The 17,515-nt window shown below is 63.9% G+C and carries 15 protein-coding genes; 4 read left to right on the forward strand and 11 right to left on the reverse strand.

Going from position 1 to position 17,515, the window contains the following annotated elements; all coding sequences use genetic code 11:
- Positions 1 to 24 precede the first annotated feature (24 nt).
- The gene (locus RPF88_RS02495) at positions 25 to 984 is read left to right on the forward strand and encodes an AraC family transcriptional regulator (protein ID WP_013530692.1); all 960 of its coding nucleotides are present in this window, start codon (positions 25 to 27) and stop codon (positions 982 to 984) included.
- A 214-nt stretch (positions 985 to 1,198) separates the two neighbouring features.
- Positions 1,199 to 1,906, forward strand: a complete 708-nt coding sequence (locus RPF88_RS02500; protein ID WP_164754653.1) for an outer membrane protein — start codon at positions 1,199 to 1,201, stop codon at positions 1,904 to 1,906.
- Positions 1,907 to 2,294: 388 nt separating this feature from the next.
- On the opposite strand, the gene RPF88_RS02505 is transcribed toward RPF88_RS02500, so the two are convergent.
- Genes RPF88_RS02505 through RPF88_RS02520 form a run of 4 tightly spaced genes read right to left on the reverse strand, consistent with a single transcriptional unit; the run spans position 2,295 to position 7,195 of the window.
- Entirely contained in the window at positions 2,295 to 3,218 is a 924-nt protein-coding gene (locus tag RPF88_RS02505) for an ABC transporter permease (protein ID WP_013530694.1), read from the reverse strand.
- Between the two features lie 14 nt (positions 3,219 to 3,232).
- The gene (locus tag RPF88_RS02510) at positions 3,233 to 4,291 is read right to left on the reverse strand and encodes an ABC transporter permease (RefSeq protein WP_013530695.1); all 1,059 of its coding nucleotides are present in this window, start codon (positions 4,289 to 4,291) and stop codon (positions 3,233 to 3,235) included.
- Positions 4,284 to 5,834, reverse strand: coding sequence for an ABC transporter ATP-binding protein (locus RPF88_RS02515; RefSeq protein WP_013530696.1), 1,551 nt, complete (start codon positions 5,832 to 5,834; stop codon positions 4,284 to 4,286). The genes RPF88_RS02510 and RPF88_RS02515 overlap by 8 nt, the downstream gene beginning before the upstream one ends.
- Entirely contained in the window at positions 5,834 to 7,195 is a 1,362-nt protein-coding gene (locus RPF88_RS02520; protein WP_164919906.1) for a BMP family ABC transporter substrate-binding protein, read from the reverse strand. The genes RPF88_RS02515 and RPF88_RS02520 overlap by 1 nt, the downstream gene beginning before the upstream one ends.
- Between RPF88_RS02520 and RPF88_RS02525 the strand changes: the two genes are divergently transcribed.
- A complete protein-coding gene (locus RPF88_RS02525) occupies positions 7,171 to 8,130 on the forward strand; it encodes a LysR family transcriptional regulator (RefSeq protein ID WP_013530698.1) in 960 nt (319 codons plus the stop codon). The two genes, RPF88_RS02520 and RPF88_RS02525, sit on opposite strands and share 25 nt — an antisense overlap.
- Positions 8,127 to 9,188 carry an isopenicillin N synthase family dioxygenase gene (locus tag RPF88_RS02530; RefSeq protein ID WP_164919907.1) on the forward strand — a complete coding sequence of 354 codons (1,062 nt, stop codon included), beginning with the start codon at positions 8,127 to 8,129 and terminating at the stop codon, positions 9,186 to 9,188. The genes RPF88_RS02525 and RPF88_RS02530 overlap by 4 nt, the downstream gene beginning before the upstream one ends.
- Before the next feature lie 70 nt (positions 9,189 to 9,258).
- On the opposite strand, the gene RPF88_RS02535 is transcribed toward RPF88_RS02530, so the two are convergent.
- From RPF88_RS02535 to RPF88_RS02565, 7 genes are all read right to left on the reverse strand, one after another.
- Positions 9,259 to 9,594 carry a hypothetical protein gene (locus RPF88_RS02535; RefSeq protein ID WP_127224178.1) on the reverse strand — a complete coding sequence of 112 codons (336 nt, stop codon included), beginning with the start codon at positions 9,592 to 9,594 and terminating at the stop codon, positions 9,259 to 9,261.
- A 123-nt stretch (positions 9,595 to 9,717) separates the two neighbouring features.
- The gene (locus tag RPF88_RS02540) at positions 9,718 to 12,015 is read right to left on the reverse strand and encodes a xanthine dehydrogenase family protein molybdopterin-binding subunit (protein ID WP_337121644.1); all 2,298 of its coding nucleotides are present in this window, start codon (positions 12,013 to 12,015) and stop codon (positions 9,718 to 9,720) included.
- Positions 12,012 to 12,995 carry an FAD binding domain-containing protein gene (locus RPF88_RS02545; protein WP_337121645.1) on the reverse strand — a complete coding sequence of 328 codons (984 nt, stop codon included), beginning with the start codon at positions 12,993 to 12,995 and terminating at the stop codon, positions 12,012 to 12,014. Before RPF88_RS02545 ends, RPF88_RS02540 begins: the two co-directional genes overlap by 4 nt.
- Complete coding sequence (locus RPF88_RS02550) at positions 12,992 to 13,471, reverse strand: (2Fe-2S)-binding protein (RefSeq protein ID WP_013530702.1); 480 nt, start codon at positions 13,469 to 13,471, stop codon at positions 12,992 to 12,994. Before RPF88_RS02550 ends, RPF88_RS02545 begins: the two co-directional genes overlap by 4 nt.
- Before the next feature lie 232 nt (positions 13,472 to 13,703).
- Complete coding sequence (locus tag RPF88_RS02555) at positions 13,704 to 15,962, reverse strand: xanthine dehydrogenase family protein molybdopterin-binding subunit (protein ID WP_337121646.1); 2,259 nt, start codon at positions 15,960 to 15,962, stop codon at positions 13,704 to 13,706.
- Positions 15,952 to 17,010 carry an FAD binding domain-containing protein gene (locus RPF88_RS02560; protein ID WP_337121647.1) on the reverse strand — a complete coding sequence of 353 codons (1,059 nt, stop codon included), beginning with the start codon at positions 17,008 to 17,010 and terminating at the stop codon, positions 15,952 to 15,954. The genes RPF88_RS02555 and RPF88_RS02560 overlap by 11 nt, the downstream gene beginning before the upstream one ends.
- Entirely contained in the window at positions 17,007 to 17,504 is a 498-nt protein-coding gene (locus RPF88_RS02565) for a (2Fe-2S)-binding protein (RefSeq protein WP_013530705.1), read from the reverse strand. The genes RPF88_RS02560 and RPF88_RS02565 overlap by 4 nt, the downstream gene beginning before the upstream one ends.
- Positions 17,505 to 17,515: the final 11 nt, after the last annotated feature.

Genomic DNA, 17,515 nt, shown 5'->3' on the forward strand with positions numbered 1-17,515 from the left:
ATTGTAGAAAAGGCCGGTCGTCCCTTGCAAAAGAACGTCTTCTCATCGGCGGATCTGCCGCCGCATCTGGATCATCGCGCACGCTTCGCGCTCTGGCAGGACATCCATGTCGCCGAGATATGGTCGGTCGAATACACGATTTCGGAAAGACTGTCGTTCGAAGCCGCGATCGAAGCCACCGCTGTCGGGTCGCTTGTGCTTGGGCAGATGGCCGGGACGATACGTCATGCCAGCCGCAAGGCGGGCAATATCGCCGCCGACGGTCGCGACGGCTATCTGCTGCTGGTCAACAATGGCGATACGGTGCTCAGCGGCACGCAGATTGGCCGCGATTATCACGTCGGCAAAGGCGAGGCCGCCCTGGTCTCGGCTTCGGAAGCGTTGCAGATGACCGGCGGCGACAACAATGTCTGGGCCAATGTGGTGCTTCCCCGTGCCGTGCTGGAAAATGCCTTCGCTCATATAGAGGATCGGCTGGCGTTGACCGTCGGCGCCGACAATGAGGCGCTCGGCATGCTCAAGCGCTATTGCAGCTTCCTGGAAGCAGGCCCGGCCCTGGTCTCGCCCGACCTCATCGGCCACGCCACCGAAACCATCGTCGACCTGATCGGCCTGGCGACCGGCGCCAAGGGCGAAGCGGCCGAACTGGCGGGCCTGCGCGGTCTGCGCGCGGCAAGGCTGCAGGCCATACTGCAGAAGATGCGGGACAATTTCGCCGATCCCGCCATTTCGGCGCAGGGCGTTGCCGGGCAATTGCGGCTCTCGGTCCGCTATGTCCATGACCTGCTGCAGGAAACCGGGGTGAGCTTTGCCGAGCGCATTCTCGAACTGCGCTTGCAAAGGGCGCATCGGATGCTGTCCGACAGGCGCAACGACCGCATGCGGATCAGCGAGATCGCGCTGCTCAGCGGTTTTTCCGACGTGTCCTATTTCAACCGCTGCTTCCGCCGCCGCTTCGGTTCGACGCCGGGCAGCGCCAGATAGTTTCCGACAGCCACCGAATGCACGGCGCGCCGATCGACTGAGGCTGAAAAGCCACACCGACCGGGAAAGCGCCGTGGTGCTTTCCCCGACAATTCGGGTGCGGCCCAGCCCAAGACGCGGCCGGCGGACAATGCAACACCGGATTTCTCGACAACAGCTGGATCTCCGCAGCTCATTTGTGCGGCGGGGAAGCAACATGGGGCAGCACACAACAATGAAAATTCTTCTTCTCGCTACAGCCATCATTCTCGCGCCGGCCGGCATGGCATGCGCGGCGGATATTGCTGAAACCTCGCCTACCTCAGCCTACGACTGGTCCGGCCTCTATGCCGGCGTCGACATCGGCTACGCGGCCGGAAAATCCAATCTGTTCATCGCCGGCGGCGGACTGGGCGGGGCCACCGATCTCAACGTTGGCGTCGATCCGAACGGATTTATCGGCGGCGTCCATATCGGCGCGAATTACCAGATGGAGAACAGCTTCGTGATCGGCGCCGAGGCCGACATTGCGTATGGCAACATAGATGGGCTGACGGCCCTCGACGCCGGCGGCGGCGGCGTCACCACGTTGCTCAAGAGCGAACTCAAATGGTCCGGGTCGGCGCGGCTGCGGGCCGGCTATGCTTTCGATCGGACCTTGCCCTACATCACTGCAGGCGTCGCTGCGGCCAAGTATGAGCTTATTGCGGTCAGCGCCGGTGGCCCTGCCGCCGAAGTAACGCTCCACAGCGACAGCCATGTCGGCTGGACGGTTGGCGCCGGCATCGAGCACGCCTTCACCGACAGGTGGATCGCTCGAGCTGAATATCGCTACTCGGACTTCGGCAGCCAGGACCTCTCGGTGGCCGCCGGCCTGCCCACGGAAACCCATGTCGACCTCCAGACACAGGATATCCGGGTCGGGCTCAGCTACAAGTTCTGATCCGCTGAAGCTGCTGATCTCCCCTTGAGGGGGGGGTGAGGAGTGGTCCGCGCAGCGGACGGAAAGCCAATCGCTTGGCTTTCCGAACGACGAACGCCTGGAGCGAAAGCGAAGGGCCGGTTCCGGCAGGCCAGAGGGGGCGGTCCGGCTGGGCTCGGCCTGCTGTTGCGGATGACGTTGGCGCTTTACGCGCGGCGACCCCCTCTGTCGTCTCCGTGGCGCTTTGTTCTTGATCTCACGGTTAGTGGCACGCGAATAGGCGTCGAGCGGAGCCGCAGGGTCAGCGCCGGGCGAGCGGGACGGCACAGACATCGGCGGTCCTTGATGCTTGTCCATGAAATCCGCGAAGTCCAGAAGGATGCGGGCGGCGGTGAACCGGGCAAGTTCCTTATTGTTTGTCTTGTCGTAGATAGACCCTGCCGAGGAAGGCCGGCTCGCCGGAGCGCCGGCCGCCCAATGAGCCTGCCACCAGCACGACAAGCGTCAGCAAGTACGGCAAAGTCATCATGAGATAGACAGGAACGTCGGCGCCTATGGCTTGTAGTCTAGGCACAAGCGCATCCGCGCTTCCGAAAAGAAGCGCACCCCAGAGAGCTCGAGCCGCGTTCCAGCGCGAAAAGATGACGAGCGCAACGGCAATCCAGCCGCGCGACGCGACCATTCCCTCCACCCAGACATGACTTGTGGCGACTGAGAGATAGGCTCCGGCGAGACCACAAAACAGCCCGGACGCCAGGACAGCCCCGAACTGAACCAGTTGCACGTCGATACCCGCGACATCCGCGGCGGCCGGGTTTTCCCCGACGGACCTCAACCTGAGGCCATGTCGGCTTTTGGAAAGCCACCACCAGAGCGCGCCGACCAGGGTCGGCAGCGCCAGCGTAACCGGGTCCTGCACCGCGAAAATGCGGCCGAATGCCGAACCGCGGTCTATCCCGAAGAGGTCGCCAAGTGTGGAAATGCCAGAAAAGGTCTTCTGCACGTAGGGTCGCCCCACGACCCCGGTGATGCCCAGTCCGATTGCGACGACGGCTAGGCCGGCGAGCGTATGATTGGCGCGCAAGGCGACTGTCGATATTCCAAACAGCAGAGCGAGAGCCATCGCGGCCGCTGAGCCGGCGGCAAGACCAACCCAAGGATCGGCTCCGGAAAGCACCGTCATCGCGCCGGTCAAGGCACTGATCGCCATGAGCCCTTCCGCTCCAAGATTGAGAACGCCGGCTCTTTCGCAGATAATGAGGCCGAGGCTCGCCAGCAGCAACGGTGCCGCATAGCTCGGAATGATGGCAATCCAGCCGATCAGAAAATCCATGCAACTGTCCCTTCCTAGTTCTTGGGCCGTTTGAGCGAATAGGAGCTGAAGAACTGCGCCATCAAAATCGACATCAGTACCGCGCCTTGCATCAGCACGATCATCGCTTCGGAGATCGAGTAGAAAACCTTCAGGACATTCCCGGCGGTGAACACCGCGCCGAGCGCGAAAGAGATCACGACCACCCACAATGGCTTCGCGCGGGCCAGGTAGGCGATCACGATCGCGCTGAAGAGATAGCCGTTGCCGACGGACTGGTTGAGGCGGTGCTCCGTCCCCGCCACGATCATCATGCCGGCAACGCCTGAGAGAGCGCCGGAGAGCAGCACGAGCCCCACGGCTATGCTGAGCACCGGCAGGCCCGTGGCGAGCGCGGCCTTGGCGTTGAAACCTACAGCATCCGCGTAGAAGCCGACCCGGCTGTGTTCCATGACGAACCAGATGGACAATGCGATAACGGCGACCAGGAAGATTCCGGCATGCAACTGCCCCCATCCCAGAACGAGAAACCAGCTCGCCTCGGGAAAGGTGGCGGTCACGGGAAAGCTGTTGGAAGGGTCTCTCCAGACCCCGAACAGAAGATGCTGCACGAGCAGAAACGCGACGCTTCCCAGCAGCAGGGTCGAAATAACCTCGTTAACGCCCCACTTGAGTTTCAGAAAAAGCGGAATCGCAATCCAGGCGGCTCCCGCAAGCGCCGCCAGAACGAACATCGTCGGCAACCTCAGCACTTCAGGCCCGCTGCCGTTCAGCGCCACCCAGGTTGACGCGATCGCGCCGAGCCATAGCTGGCCCTCCACGCCGATGTTCCAAAACCGCACGCGCATGGCAACGCCGGAGGCGAGGCCGACTAGCACCAACGGTAAAGCGGCCGTCGCCGTCTGGGAGAGGCCGTCCGAGGTCAGAAAAGTTGCAATCAGGAACTCATCCACAAGAGCGCTTGCCGGCACGCCCGCATGCACGAGCAGCACCGCCGAAACCGTCAGCCCGACCAACAGTCCGCCAACATAACTGAGACTGGTCAACAAGAAGCCGGGATTTTGCCTGCGAACAAGGAAAGCTGTGTCAAGCATGGCCTGCTAAAAGGCCTCCTATCCATTCAGGCGTGACGTCGCCGGTCTGACGGCAGCCGGCGATCCTTCCTCTGTTCATGACGGCCACCCGATGGGACAGGGACATGACCTCCTGGAGATCCTCGCTGATCAGAAGGCAAGCCGCGCCGGCTTCCACAGCTCTGCGGATCGCCGATCGGACGAACTCGGCCGCTTTCATGTCCAGCCCGCGAGAAGGGGAATGCGCTATGAGAACCTTCAGGCCGTGATCGAGCTCCCGCGCGAGCAACACTTTCTGCGCGTTTCCTCCCGAGAGCAAAGAGGCCGGCCGTTCCGGCGTCGCGCCGCGGATATCGAACGCATCGATGGCCTCGGCGGCCTTCTCGCGCATCGCCCGCCGGCTCAGGAGAAACGGGCCGCCGAAGCTACCGCTGGCGACGGTCGTGAGCGCGAGATTGTCGGCAATGGAAAGCTCCCGGATCAACCCGCTGTCAAAGCGGTCGGAGGGGATGACGCGCAAGCCGGCCTCGCGGCGCTGGTCTGGCTTGGCGGTGGATATGTCCTGGCCATCCAGTACGATCGCGCCGGCGCCGGCACGGTCGAGTCCGAGAAGGCAGGCAACGAGTTCCTCCTGCCCGTTCCCGCCGACGCCGGCGATGCCAAGGATTTCGCCTACATGCAGCTCGAACCCGAGATCGTTCAGGCTTTGCCCGTGAGCGGTCGCCCGTGCGGAAAGCCTTTCCACGCTCAGACACACATCACCCGGCCGAGATAACGGCCTGCCCGCAACCGTCAAGGCATCGCCGACCATCAACCGCGCCACCTCCGCTTCGGTGACGTTCGCAACCCGCGCACCCTCAAGTACGGTCTCGCCGTGCCGCATGATCGTTACCCGGTCGCAGAAAGCGGCAACCTCCCGGAACTTGTGCGTGATCAGAACCACGGCGTGACCTTGCCTCGACAATCGTTGGGCAAAAGAGAGGAGCGTGCGCGCTTCCTCGTCGGTCAGCACCGCCGTCGGTTCGTCCATGACCAGAATTCGGGCGCCCAGAAGCATGACCTTGATGATCTCGGCGCGCTGGCGTTCGGCGATCGAAAGATTCGCTACCAGCTTGTGCGGATCGACGGGCAGGCCGATCTCGCTCGACTTGGCGGAAACGATCGCCGCCGCATCGGTCAGCGTTTTCACAGCAGCCTTGCGGCCGAAGCCGAGGAGAACATTTTCGGCAACCGTAAAACTCTCGACCAGCCGGAAATGCTGATGGACCATGCCGAGACCGGCGGCGGCGGCTTCCAGCGGGCTGCGCAAACTGATCGCTTCGCCGTCGATCGATTGGTCGCCCCCGTCTGCTACATAGACGCCGGCCGCCACGTTCATCAAAGTGGACTTGCCTGCACCGTTCTCACCGACAATGGCATGCACCTCCCCCCATTCGAGACAGAAGGACGCATCGCGGAGCGCGGCTTTGCCGTCAAACGACTTGCCTATGCCGCGCATCAACAGAGCCGCCGGCGTGCCCAGCGGTTGTCGCATGTCGCCCGCTTGCTGAAGCGCCGTCGTCATTACTTCGCCGGCATGGTGCCGATGACACCGTCGACGAAATAGTCCATCGACCAGAGCGCCGCATCGTCGACCTTCCCGCCGACATCGACAACGATGGTGCCGTCTTGCTTTTTCAGAGGGCCCTGGAATGGATCAAGCTTGCCGGCGATGATCTCCTGCTTTGCTGCCTCGACCTTTGCCTTGGTCTCCTCGGAAACCGAGGGGCCAAAAGGAGCAAGCTCGACCACGCCGGTTTCAAGGCCTTCGAAAGCGCCGTATTCCTCGGGTTTCCAGTTGCCGTCGATGATCTCCTTGATCGTCGGCACAAGATATTTCTCCCAGCGGAAGATGACGGAGGTCTGGATCGTCCGCGGCGCGGCATGCGACATGTCGAGCTGAAAGCCTATCGAAGGAACGCCTGCCTTTTCGGCGGCGTCGAGCGCCGAGGTCGCGCTCAGATTCGTGGCGAGCACGTCGGCCTTCTGGTCGAGAATGGCCTGGGCGATCTGCCCTTCCTTCACCGGGTCCCACCAGGAGTTGGCGAAGACCGCGACCGTTTCGATCGTAGGATCGACCGAACGGGCCCCGAGTGCAAAACTGTTGATATCCCAGTTCACCACGCCGACCGGAAAGCCGGCGAGGATGCCGATCTTCTTTGTCTTCGTCGCCTGTCCTGCCGCGATGCCTGCAAGGTACCAACCCTGGTAAGTGCGGGCATAGAAGCTTTCCATGTTGGCCCCATTCTCCGTGCCCGAAGCACTGAGAAACGCCACATTCGGATAGGCTTTGGCCGCTTCGGCCATTGGGGCGCTGTAGCCATAGGTGGTGCCGATTATGATGTTGAAGCCGCGCTTGACGTAGAGATCGATCGCCGCGCGCAGCTTCGTGGCCTCTTCCGGTATGTTCTCCGTCACCGAGACGGGCACCTGTAGCTGTTCCTCCAAGGCCTTGCGCCCGGCCTCGAGGGCTTCGTTCCATCCGCCGTCTTGCGCTGAACTTGCGTAGATGAACGCGACCTTGGGCGCCCCTTCCAGAGTAAAGGCATAAGCGCCGGACGTAGCACAGAATACGAAAACCGTGGCCGCCGCCGCGAACAGGCGAACTGAGTCGGACGGCTTCGTGTTGCGCTCTTTCATTTCGTGGTTCCCCTTGTTTTTCTTTGATTTTCTCAGCCGGAAGCACGCCGCGCCCATGCAGCTTCCCTGCACGGTGACGATTGCCGCCGGAGCGTCTTTTTTGATTTGGCAAAAGCGAATTGGCTCTTGTGCAGTGCATAACAGCCGATTACGTTCGTTCATGCAACAAAAATAATCATGCTCATTTTTTGGGCACTTTGTGCAGAAATGTGAACGATCAAATGAACACCGATGCTCTGGCATCATTTGTAAAAATCGCGGAACTGCGGTCATTGTCGGCCGCGGCGAAGTTGTACGGCCTGCCCAAATCCACGCTCAGTCTCCGGCTCAAGCAGCTTGAAGACGATCTGAAGGTCGCTCTGTTCGAGCGCTCCGGCCGTGTCCTGTTGCTCACGGAAGCAGGGCAAACCCTGCTCGGGCACGCGCGGCAGATCCTGCAAAGCTGCGATACGGCGCGGGCCGCCGTGACGGAACTGAGCGACGACGTGACGGGAACCTTGCGGATCGGCGCCACGGGGGAGTTCGGCACGGCCTACTACACCCAGATGCTCATGGCGTTCAGAAAGCTCTACCCCAAGGTGGAAATCGAACTCACCTTCTTTTCGCCGCACGTTCTCTACGCGCCAGAGAGCCTCGATATGCTCGACGCCGTGATTTCATGGGACGAAGGTATCGAAGTCGGCGAAACGCTCTCCACCGCAAAATTCGCACTCTTTGCCAGCAAGAGTTATGTCGAGCGTGCCGGGATGCCACGAAAACCCGCCGATTTGGCGGAACACCAGGGCATTGTCTATCGCACCTCGGCGGGCCTGCAGCACTGGCGGCTACAGAAAGGTACCGCGCAGGAAAGTATCTTGCCGCGCAGCAACCTGATCGCCAACGAATACTGGACTATCAAGTACTTCGCCGTTGCGGGCGAGGGCATTGCCTATCTACCGCACTTCTTCACCACGATCGAGTGTGAACGCGGCCACCTCATTCCGTTGCTCGACACATGGGAGTCCGCGGAAAAGCGGGTCAGCATCCGCATATCGCGCCCGCACGCCCCATCGCGTAAGATGACCGCGTTCATGGATGTCTGCGGCCGCTACTTCTCGCCCGGCTTCGTTTTCACGGGGCCGCGCTACTACGTCGAAACAATCTTCGATGCAAGCCAGCAAGAAAAGGGAACAGAAAAATGAAGGTCCTTGAAACCGGTAATGGCGCGCGTGCAATGAAAGGGGGAGGGCTCGACCCGCAGCGTGTCAGCTTCGACAAGATCCCGATCATCGATCTCGAGCCCATGTTCGCAGGCAACGAGGCGGCCAAGCGAAAGCTCGCCCAGGAACTACGCAAGGCCTGCACGGAAGTCGGCTTCCTCTATATCAAGAACCATCACGTTCCGAAGGATGTCATCGATGCCACGTTTGGGGTGGCGGAGGTGTATTTCGCCGAATCCGATGACGTGAAGATGGAGAATCACGTTTCCAAGTCAAAGAATAATCGCGGTTATGCGGCAATATTGGAAGAGAATACGGATCCGACCGCGCGCGGAGACCTGCACGAATCCTATGATATTGCGCTGGATGTGCCAGCCGACGATCCGGACGTGAAGGCCGGCAAAGTACTCTACGGTCCCAACCAGTGGCCAGCGGGCAGGCCGGAATTCCGAACGGCACTGGAAGCCTACCATGCCGAGATGCTGACGCTGAGTGGCCACCTGCTCCATGCCTTTGCTCTGGCTCTTGGGTTGGAGGAGACATATTTCGACCTGCTGGTCGGCAAGCCGCTCGCAACTTTGCGGGTGCTCCACTATCCACCGCAGTTTGGCGAGATCGATGACCGCCAGATCGGCATTGGGGCGCATTCGGACTATGAGTGCTTCACGATCCTGGCCCAGAAGGATGGTATTTCAGCCTTGCAGGTACTGAATGCAACTGGCGAGTGGATTGCGGCCGATCCCGTCCCCGGCTGCTTCGTCGTCAATGTGGGAGATCAGATGGCGCGTTGGACCAATGACCTTTTCGCCTCGACCGTCCACCGCGCGGTGAACCGTTCCGGCAAAGAACGCTATTCGATCCCGTTCTTCTTCGGTCCAAACTATGATGCCGTGATCGAGGTGCTTCCCAGTTGCATTGATGAGGATCATCCTGCGAAGTACCCTCCGATCACGTCGGGCGAATACGTCAACGGCCGCTTCAAGGCGACATTTGCGCACTATGCCGCGCAAAGCGAGGCCGGCGCCGAAACCGCGGCTTAAGCGGATAATCCTGTCATGCGCGGCCGCTCCTGTGGCCGCGCATCGCATACCCGCCGTCCGTCGACCGAGATCAATATGATAGCACCCTCGATGGGTAGCGTCGGGTTAACTGATTAGCCATGGCGTCACCAGAAGAACCCATTTCGGTTTGACGGTGGATGTGGCTAATTTTTCGGCTTTGAGGGCTTGGTGGAGCGCGGTCTTGCCGATTTGGGCTTTGAGCAGCAACGGAGCAGAAAACCTGCATAAGGAAGTCACGGCTCGTCGTCCGGGTCAGCGGTTTTCGGATCGCGTGGCGGGCCTCGGTTTCGGCTATGGCCGCGGCAAGGCACAGCCAGTCGGCGATGCTGAGGGGGGTAATGTTTTCAGGGGGCATTTTGCCGGTGCCAAAATGGATGTCGCTCATGGTCTTACCCCTCGATGGTTGCGCGAGTGCTGAAGGTGAAAGTGTGGAGGGAGCACCACCGCCCGAAGCTGCGGCCTGGCCTCCCCACAAGGCGACCCTCAAGGGGGAGATCGGCCACCGCCCTTAAATCAGCTTCTCCAGCGTGATCGGCAGATCCCTGATCCTCTTTCCCGTCGCATGGAACACCGCGTTGGCAATCGCCGGCGCCACGCCGACAATGGCCAGTTCGCCAACGCCCTTGCCGCCGAGCACCGAGGAATGCAGGTCGGGGATGCCGACCGAGATCACCTCGATGTCGGGGATGTCGGCATTGGTCGGCACGAGGTAGTCGGCGAGGTTGTCATTGACGATGCGGCCGTGGCGGCGGTCGACGATGCCTTCTTCCAATAGCGCCTGGCCGATGCCCATGATGATGCCGCCCTTCCATTGGCTTTCGGCAAGTTTCGGGTTGTAGAGCCGGCCCGAATCCAGCGCCGACACCACGCGCGATACACGCACCGTGCCAAAGTCCTCGTCGACGCGCACTTCGATGAAATGCGCGCACCAGGAGTGGCGGGAATAGTCGCCCTCGGTGTGCGGCACCGACATGGCGATGGTGGTGTAGTTCTTGTAGCGATCATCTGGCGTCGAATTGGCCGGCATGGTGTCGCCGGTGGCTTCGATGTGGTCGCGGCCGACGCACTTGAGCAGTTCGGCGACGGAGACATCGGGGCCGTCGCCGCGCGGCGAAGCGATACGGCCATTGGCGACGACCAGCGTGTTGGCCTGCAGCGCGTGGAAGGGCGAGCGTGGATCGCTGATGGCGAGGCCCACCAACTGGTCGAGGGCCGAGGTTGCCGCCTTGTAGACCGCACCCGTCATCACGCCGGCCAGCCGCGAACCGCCGGTGACGCCGGCGCGCGGAAAGCGGGAGTCACCGAGCTTCACCACCACGTCGTCAGCTCGCACGCCGAGCGTTTCGGCGGCGGTCTGCGCCAGGATGGTGTAGGTGCCCTGGCCCATGTCGATCGAGGAGCTTTCGACCTCGACCGAACCATCGGCCAGGATGCGCACGAGCGCCTCGCCATAGGCGCGTCGCACCGGATAGGTGCCGGCGGCGACGCCCCAGCCGATCAACTGGTTGCCGTCGCGCATCGAGCGCGGTTCGGGTGTGCGCCTGGACCAGCCGAAGCGTTCGGCGCCTGCAGCAAAAGCCTCGCGCAACTGCCTGGTCGACCAGGCTTTTTTGGCATGTGGATCCTGCTCGGCATAGTTTCGGAGCCGGATCTCCAGCGGATCGATGCCGACCTCGTAGGCAAGCTCGTCGATGGCGCTTTCGATGCCGAAGGCTGAGGGGTTTTCGCCCGGCGCGCGCATGGCGCCCGGCACCACCGAATTGACCCGTACGACATTCTGCTTCGAGGAGAAATTCGGCGTTGCGTACATGATCGAGGTGACCGATCCGAGCGGCTCGACCCACATGCCGTCGATGGATGTTTCATTGACGCCGCGATGCACGATCGACTGGATCTTTCCCTGCACGTCGGCGCCGATCGTCACCGTCTGGCGCGTCGCCGCGCGGCCGCCATAGCCGGTAAAAGTCTGCGGCCGGGTCATCACCAGCCGCACCGGCCGGCCGAGCATTTTGGCCGCACAGGCGGCCACCGCGCCATGGCTGAGCGCCAGCGCCTTGGAGCCGAAGCCGCCGCCAATATAGGGCGACACCAGCCGCACGTTCTCGAACGGCACACCGAACCACTCGGCATAGGTGCGCGCCATGCCGTCCAGCCATTGGCTCGGCTCCCACACGGTGAGCCGGTCGCCCTCCCAGCGGGCGATCAGGCCATGCGGCTCCATCGGCGCCTGGTACTCGCGCGGCGTGTTGTAGGCGGCGCAGATGCGGACCGGCGCCGAGGCGAACGCACCTTGCGCGTCGCCCCACTCCTTGGTCATGGCGTCGATCGCGATGCCATCGCCGGCCTTGCCGTCGCTGAGGTCAACGATGGCAGGCGTTTCCTCATAGCTGACCTTGACCAGTGCCGCCGCCGCGACCGCCCGCTCTAAGGTCTCGGCGACCACGGCGGCGACATGCTGACCCGAAAAGGTGATGTCGCGCGCGAGCGGGCAATACGGCTTGTCGGGCGGCGGCGTGCCGAACCAGTCCGCCGCGGTTTTCAGGCTGATGATGGTGTCCGGCGTCAGCACCTGCAGCACGCCGGGCGCCACCTCGGCGGCAGTGGTGTCGATCGCGCGCACCTTGCCCGATGCAATCGTGCTCTCGACCAGGACGGCGTAGGCGAGGCCTTCGAGCTGCTGCTCGACGGCGTATTTCGCCGCACCGGTGATCTTGGCCGGGCCGTCGATGCGCGACAGCCGGCCGCCGACGGCTTCGGCAAAAGCGCCGTCGGACGCATCCCCATGCCTGATGTTGTGAACGGTCATGCCGTCTCTCCCAATTTGCGGATGGCGCGGGCGACGACGCGCGGCGCCAGTTCGACCTTGTAGTGGTTGGCGCCATGATCGACAGAGCCTTCGACGGCGAGCAGGCTGGCGGCGCGCACAGTGTCCGGCTCCAGCACCTTGCCCTTCAGCGCGTTTTCCACGGCCCGCGCACGCCACGGCTTGGTCGCGACGCCGCCAAGCGCGACGCGCAAATCGCGGATCGTTCGGCCGTCGGGTTCGAACTCTATGCCGACCGCCGCGCTCGCGGCGGCAAACTCATAGGATTGCCGGTCGCGGATCTTGAGATAAGTCGAACGCCGGGCAGAGGCCGAGCCGGGGATCTTGATCGCGGTGATCATCTCGCCCGGTTCGATCGCATGTTCCCGATCCGGCGTGGTGCCGGGCAGCAGGAAAAAGTCGTCGACCGGGATGTGGCGCTCGCCCAGATGCACGATCGCATCGAAGGCGACCAGCGCCACGGCGAGGTCGCCCGGATACATGGCGATGCAGGCGTCGCTGATGCCAAGCACCGCATGGCCACGGGTAACGCCGCCGATCGCCGAACAGCCAGAGCCGGGCTGACGCTTGTTGCAGGCGGGGAAATTCGCCGGGTCGCGGAAATAAGGGCAGCGCGTGCGCTGCATCAGATTGCCGCCGGTGGTCGCCATGTTGCGGATCTGCGCGGAAGCCGCCTGCCACAGGGCTTCCGATACCGCAGGAAAGCGGCTTTTGATGTCGGCATGGTCGGCGACATGGCTCATCCTGGCCAGTGCGCCGATGGTGACGCCGCGCTCGTTCACCTCGATCCTGTCCAACCCCTTGAGATGAGCGATGTCGACCAGCGTCTCGGGCTCGGCGACGCCGCATTTGGCGAGGTCGATCAGCGTGGTGCCGCCGGCCAAGAGCATGGCGCCGGGCAGGGCGGCCGCCTGGCGTGCCGCATCGAGCGAATTGGCGCGCACATACGAAAAATCCCTCATGATGCGGCCTCCAATGCTGCCTGGCGGACAGCGGCGACGATGTGCGGATAGGCGCCGCAGCGGCAGAGGTTGCCGGCCATATACTCGCGGATTTCTTCGTCGGAGCCGGCATGGCCTTCGCGGATGCAGGCGACCGCCGACATGATCTGGCCCGGCGTACAATAGCCGCACTGGAAGGCGTCCTGTTCGAGGAAGGCAGCCTGCACGGGATGCATTTCGCCCTCCCGTGCAAGCCCCTCTATGGTGGTGACGGTGCGGCCCTCGACTTGTGCGGCCAGCGTCAGGCAGGCCAGCACGCGCTCGCCGTCGATATGCACGGTGCAGGCGCCGCACTGGCCGTGGTCGCAGCCCTTCTTGGTTCCGGTCAGGCCGAGGCGATCGCGCAAGGCATCGAGCAGCGTGACGCGCGGCTCGAGTTGCAGATCGTGATCACGGCCGTTGATGTCGAGATGAACTGGGATCGTTGTTTTGGTCATGGGCGTCGGGCTCCAGTTGCTTGACGCGAAGTCGTTGATTTCATCTTTGGCAGCCGGCGGGGACCTGGCGCCGGCTGTGCGGCCCTTCGCTGCCGCTCCCCGCCTTCGGGCGTTCAGCCCCTTAAAAAGGTCCACTGGACTTTTTGGTGCGCCCGAAGGCGGACCGGGCCTTCACCATTCGTCGTTCGGGAAGCCAAGCAATTGGCTTCCCATCCGCTAGGTGGACCACTCCTCACCCCAGCAGGTCCTCGATGCGGACCGGAAAGCGCCGCGGCCGCACGCCGGTCGCATGCCAGACCGCATTGGCGACGGCGCCGGCCGTGCCGGTGATGCCGATTTCGCCGACGCCCTTGATGCCGAGCGCGTTGACGTGAGGGTCGTCCTCGTGGACCAGCAACGCCTCGACCGATGGAACGTCGGCATTCACCGGGACATGATATTCGGCGAGGTTGGCATTCTGGATCCGGCCAGAGCGCCGGTCGGTGATGGCTTCCTCATGCAGCGCGAACGAGACGCCCCAGATCATGCCGCCATAATACTGGCTGCGCACCAGCCTGGGATTGATGACCCGTCCGGCGGCGAACGCGCCGACCAGCCTTGTGACACGGATCTGGCCAAAATCCGGATCGACCTTCACCTCGGCAAACACGGCGCCGTGCGCGTGCTTGGCATAGGCCTCCTGAGACGCCGGGTCGGGAGCGCCCTTGCCGTGGCCCTCGATCTCGGTGAGGCCCGCGCGCGTGAGGATCTCGGCGTAGCTTTCACCGCGGCTTTCATCGTCGCGCCGATAGAGGCGGCCGCCGCGCGCCAGCACGCCTTCATTGCCGGCGCCGTAGAGCGGCGAGCCCTCGTCGCCGGTGGCGAGATCGGCGAGCCTGGCGATGACGGCGGCGCCCGCATTGTGGATCGCCATGCCGGCCGTCGCCGTGTGGCCGGAGCCGCCGGCAATGCCTGCATTGGGCAGATCGGAACTGCCGGCCCTGAAATCGACCTGGTCGATATCCAGTCCCAGTCCGTCGGCGGCGATCTGGGCGAAGGCGGTCCAGGCGCCTTGCCCCATGTCCTGCGCGCCGGTCTCCATCAGGCCGCTGCCATCGGCTCTCAGCACCGCCCGCGCTTCGGCCTGGAACATGATCGCCGGGAAGGTCGCCGTGCCCATGCCCCAGCCGGTCAGGAAACCGTCGGCGTCGCGCATCAGCCGAGGCTGAATGGGGCGGCTCGCCCAGCCGAACGTCTCGGCCGCTTGCCTGTAGCATTCGCGCAGCGCCTTGGAGGAAAACGGCTTGCCGGTCATCGGCTCGATCTCGGCATAGTTCCGCAGCCGGAATTCCAGCGGGTCCATGCCGCAGGCGTAGGCTGCCTCATCGATAGCGCTCTCCAGCGCGATCGAGCCGGTGGCTTCGCCGGGCGCCCGCATGAACAGCGGCGTACCGGTATCGAGCCGCACCGCATCGTGCGAGGTGGCGATGGCCGGGCTGGCATAGAGCGTGTGCGAGGCATCCGCCGCCGGTTCGAAGAAATCGTCGAACGTGCTCGACGCGGTCTTGGCGTGATGGTCGAGTGCCGTCAGCCGCCCTTCGCCATCCATGCCCATGCGCAGCGTCTGGCGCGTCGGCGCACGGTGGCCGACCGGCCCGTACATCTGCTCACGCCGCAGCACCAGCTTGACCGGACGGCCGACGAGACGCGCCGCCAGGATGCCGAGCACCTGCGGTCCGGAGATCATGCCTTTCGAGCCGAAGCCGCCACCCAGGAACGGGCTGCGGATGTGGATGTTCTCCGGCGCGATGCCGAACAGGCCGGCGATGCGGCCCTGCGCCATGGCAAGGCCCTGGCTCGGTGTGTCGATCGACAGTGTGTCGCCTTCCCAGGCGACGACGATCGCATGCGGCTCCATGGCGTTGTGGTACTGGGCCGGCGTCTCGTAGGTGGCTTCGATCCGCGTCTTTGCCGATTTGAGGCCGGCCTCGACATCGCCCTTGTGCTGCACGGCCGGACCGCCGACGCCGACAGCACGCGGCACGATACTTTCGGCGCCGTCGAGGCCAACGCGCGCCGGCATCACTTCATAGCGCGGCGACAGCAGCGCCGCCCCCTCGGTCGCCGCCTCCAGCGTCTCGGCGATCACCACGGCGATGCTCTGATTGGGGTAGCGGACCTGGTCGTTCTGCAAGAGGTCGAGCCGGAACATGAAGGGATGGTCCTTGGCGTCCGGATCGGCGGCGAGCGCTGGCCGGTTCTTGGGCGTCATCACCTCGACCACGCCCTTGTGTGCCTTGGCCGCCTCGACATCCAGCGCAGCGACGCGGCCGCGCGCGATGCTAGAGACAGCGAGCACGGCGTAGAGCATGCCGGGCGGATGGTTGTCGGCGGCATAGCGCGCGGCTCCGGTGACTTTCAGAAAGCCGTCGCGGCGGGTCAGCGGCTGGCCGATGCTGGAGCCTTGCCGGGCATGGGCGGGTTGCTGGTTGAGGCTGAGTTCAAGCGTCATGGCGCGCTCCGGGAATGTTCGAGAACGGGGAGGCAGGAAGGGCCGGCAGACGCTCGGGCGTTCCCGAAAGCGCAGAGATCAGCGCCCTGATCACGATGCGGCGGGCAAGCTCGATCTTGAAGGCATTGTCGCCGGAAGGGCTGGCATCGGCCAAGGCAGCGTCCGCGGCGCTGGCGAAGGTCGCCTCGCTGGCATCCGCGCCGAGCAGGACGGCTTCCGCCGAGCGTGCCCGCCACGGCTTAGCCGCGACGCCGCCTAGCGCCAGCCTTGCGGCGCGGATCTTGCCGCCGTCGACGACAAGCGCTGCTGCGGCCGATACGACGGCAAAGGCATAGGAGGTGCGCTCGCGGACTTTGAGGTAACGGGCATTGGCGGAGAAGGAGGCAGCCTCCGCCGGAAGGCGCACCGCCACGACCAGGTCGCCGGGCTCCAGCGCATTCTCCCGCTGCGGCGTTTCGCCGGGAAGCCGGTGAAATTCCTCCAGCGAAACATGGCGCCGGCCCTTCTTGCCTTCGATCTCGACCACGGCGTCGAGCGCCACCAGCGGCACGCAGAAATCCGACGGGTGGGTGGCGATGCAGGCGTCGCTCCAGCCGAGCACGGCGTGCAGGCGGTTTTCGCCGCCCAGCGCATCGCAGCCGGCGCCTGGCTCGCGCCTGTTGCAGGCGCTGGCTGTGTCGTAGAAATAGCTGCAGCGCGTGCGCTGCACCAGATTGCCGCCGACGGTGGCGGCGTTGCGAAGCTGCGCCGAAGCACCCGACAGCAGCGCCTCGGCCACCGCCGGATAGGATTTGGCGAACGCCGGATCGTAAGCAAGCTCGGCATTACGGACCAGCGCGCCGATGCGCAGGCCACCATCGTCCAGCCGTTCGATGCGGTTGAGCTCCGGCAGCCGGGAGATGTCGACGATGCGCTCGGGACTGGTGATGCCGCCTTTCATCAGGTCGAGCAGATTGGTGCCGCCGGCGAGATAGGCCGAGCCCGGCTCGGCTGCCGCGGCGATGGCGTCGGGAATGGTGGCGGGCCTGATGTAATCGAAGTCTCTCATGCCGCGGTCCTCCGGTCGGCTTTGACAAGCTGTTGCTGGGCTTCCAGGACGGCCTCGACGATGCCGCCATAGGCCGCGCAGCGGCATATGTTGCCGCTCAGCCCCTCGCGGATGCGTTCGGGATCGTCGCCGGCCTGTCCCTCGGCGATCAGGCCGAGCGTGCTCATGATCTGGCCGGGTGTGCAGAACCCGCACTGGAAGCCGTCATGGGCGATGAAGGCGGCCTGCACCGGATGCAGTTCCTCGCCGTTGGCGACGCCTTCGATGGTCAAGACCTGGGCGCCGTCATGGCTGACCGCCAGCGCCAGGCATGAGTTGATGCGCTTGCCGTCGACCAGCACCGTGCAGGCGCCGCATTGGCCGCGGTCGCAGCCCTTCTTGGTGCCGGTGAGATCGAGCCGCTCGCGCAGCAGGTCGAGCAGGGTTACGCGTGGATCGACCTCCAGTTGGTGTCGGTGGCCATTGATGGTGAGGGTAATGGGAAGGCTGGTCATGGGCGTCTGGC

The sequence above is a fragment of the Mesorhizobium sp. ISC11 genome (genome assembly GCF_037162595.1).
Taxonomy (GTDB): domain Bacteria; phylum Pseudomonadota; class Alphaproteobacteria; order Rhizobiales; family Rhizobiaceae; genus Mesorhizobium; species Mesorhizobium ciceri.

Bases quoted from the DNA above. Each gene is read 5' to 3' on its own strand.
- RPF88_RS02500 (WP_164754653.1), top strand. From the start codon at position 1,199: ATGAAAATTCTTCTTCTCGCTACAGCCATCATTCTCGCGCCGGCCGGC.
- RPF88_RS02505 (WP_013530694.1), bottom strand. From the start codon at position 3,218: ATGGATTTTCTGATCGGCTGGATTGCCATCATTCCGAGCTATGCGGCA.
- RPF88_RS02510 (WP_013530695.1), bottom strand. From the start codon at position 4,291: ATGCTTGACACAGCTTTCCTTGTTCGCAGGCAAAATCCCGGCTTCTTG.
- RPF88_RS02515 (WP_013530696.1), bottom strand. From the start codon at position 5,834: ATGACGACGGCGCTTCAGCAAGCGGGCGACATGCGACAACCGCTGGGC.
- RPF88_RS02525 (WP_013530698.1), top strand. From the start codon at position 7,171: ATGAACACCGATGCTCTGGCATCATTTGTAAAAATCGCGGAACTGCGG.
- RPF88_RS02520 (WP_164919906.1), bottom strand. From the start codon at position 7,195: ATGATGCCAGAGCATCGGTGTTCATTTGATCGTTCACATTTCTGCACA.
- RPF88_RS02530 (WP_164919907.1), top strand. From the start codon at position 8,127: ATGAAGGTCCTTGAAACCGGTAATGGCGCGCGTGCAATGAAAGGGGGA.
- RPF88_RS02535 (WP_127224178.1), bottom strand. From the start codon at position 9,594: ATGAGCGACATCCATTTTGGCACCGGCAAAATGCCCCCTGAAAACATT.
- RPF88_RS02540 (WP_337121644.1), bottom strand. From the start codon at position 12,015: ATGACCGTTCACAACATCAGGCATGGGGATGCGTCCGACGGCGCTTTT.
- RPF88_RS02545 (WP_337121645.1), bottom strand. From the start codon at position 12,995: ATGAGGGATTTTTCGTATGTGCGCGCCAATTCGCTCGATGCGGCACGC.
- RPF88_RS02550 (WP_013530702.1), bottom strand. From the start codon at position 13,471: ATGACCAAAACAACGATCCCAGTTCATCTCGACATCAACGGCCGTGAT.
- RPF88_RS02555 (WP_337121646.1), bottom strand. From the start codon at position 15,962: ATGACGCTTGAACTCAGCCTCAACCAGCAACCCGCCCATGCCCGGCAA.
- RPF88_RS02560 (WP_337121647.1), bottom strand. From the start codon at position 17,010: ATGAGAGACTTCGATTACATCAGGCCCGCCACCATTCCCGACGCCATC.
- RPF88_RS02565 (WP_013530705.1), bottom strand. From the start codon at position 17,504: ATGACCAGCCTTCCCATTACCCTCACCATCAATGGCCACCGACACCAA.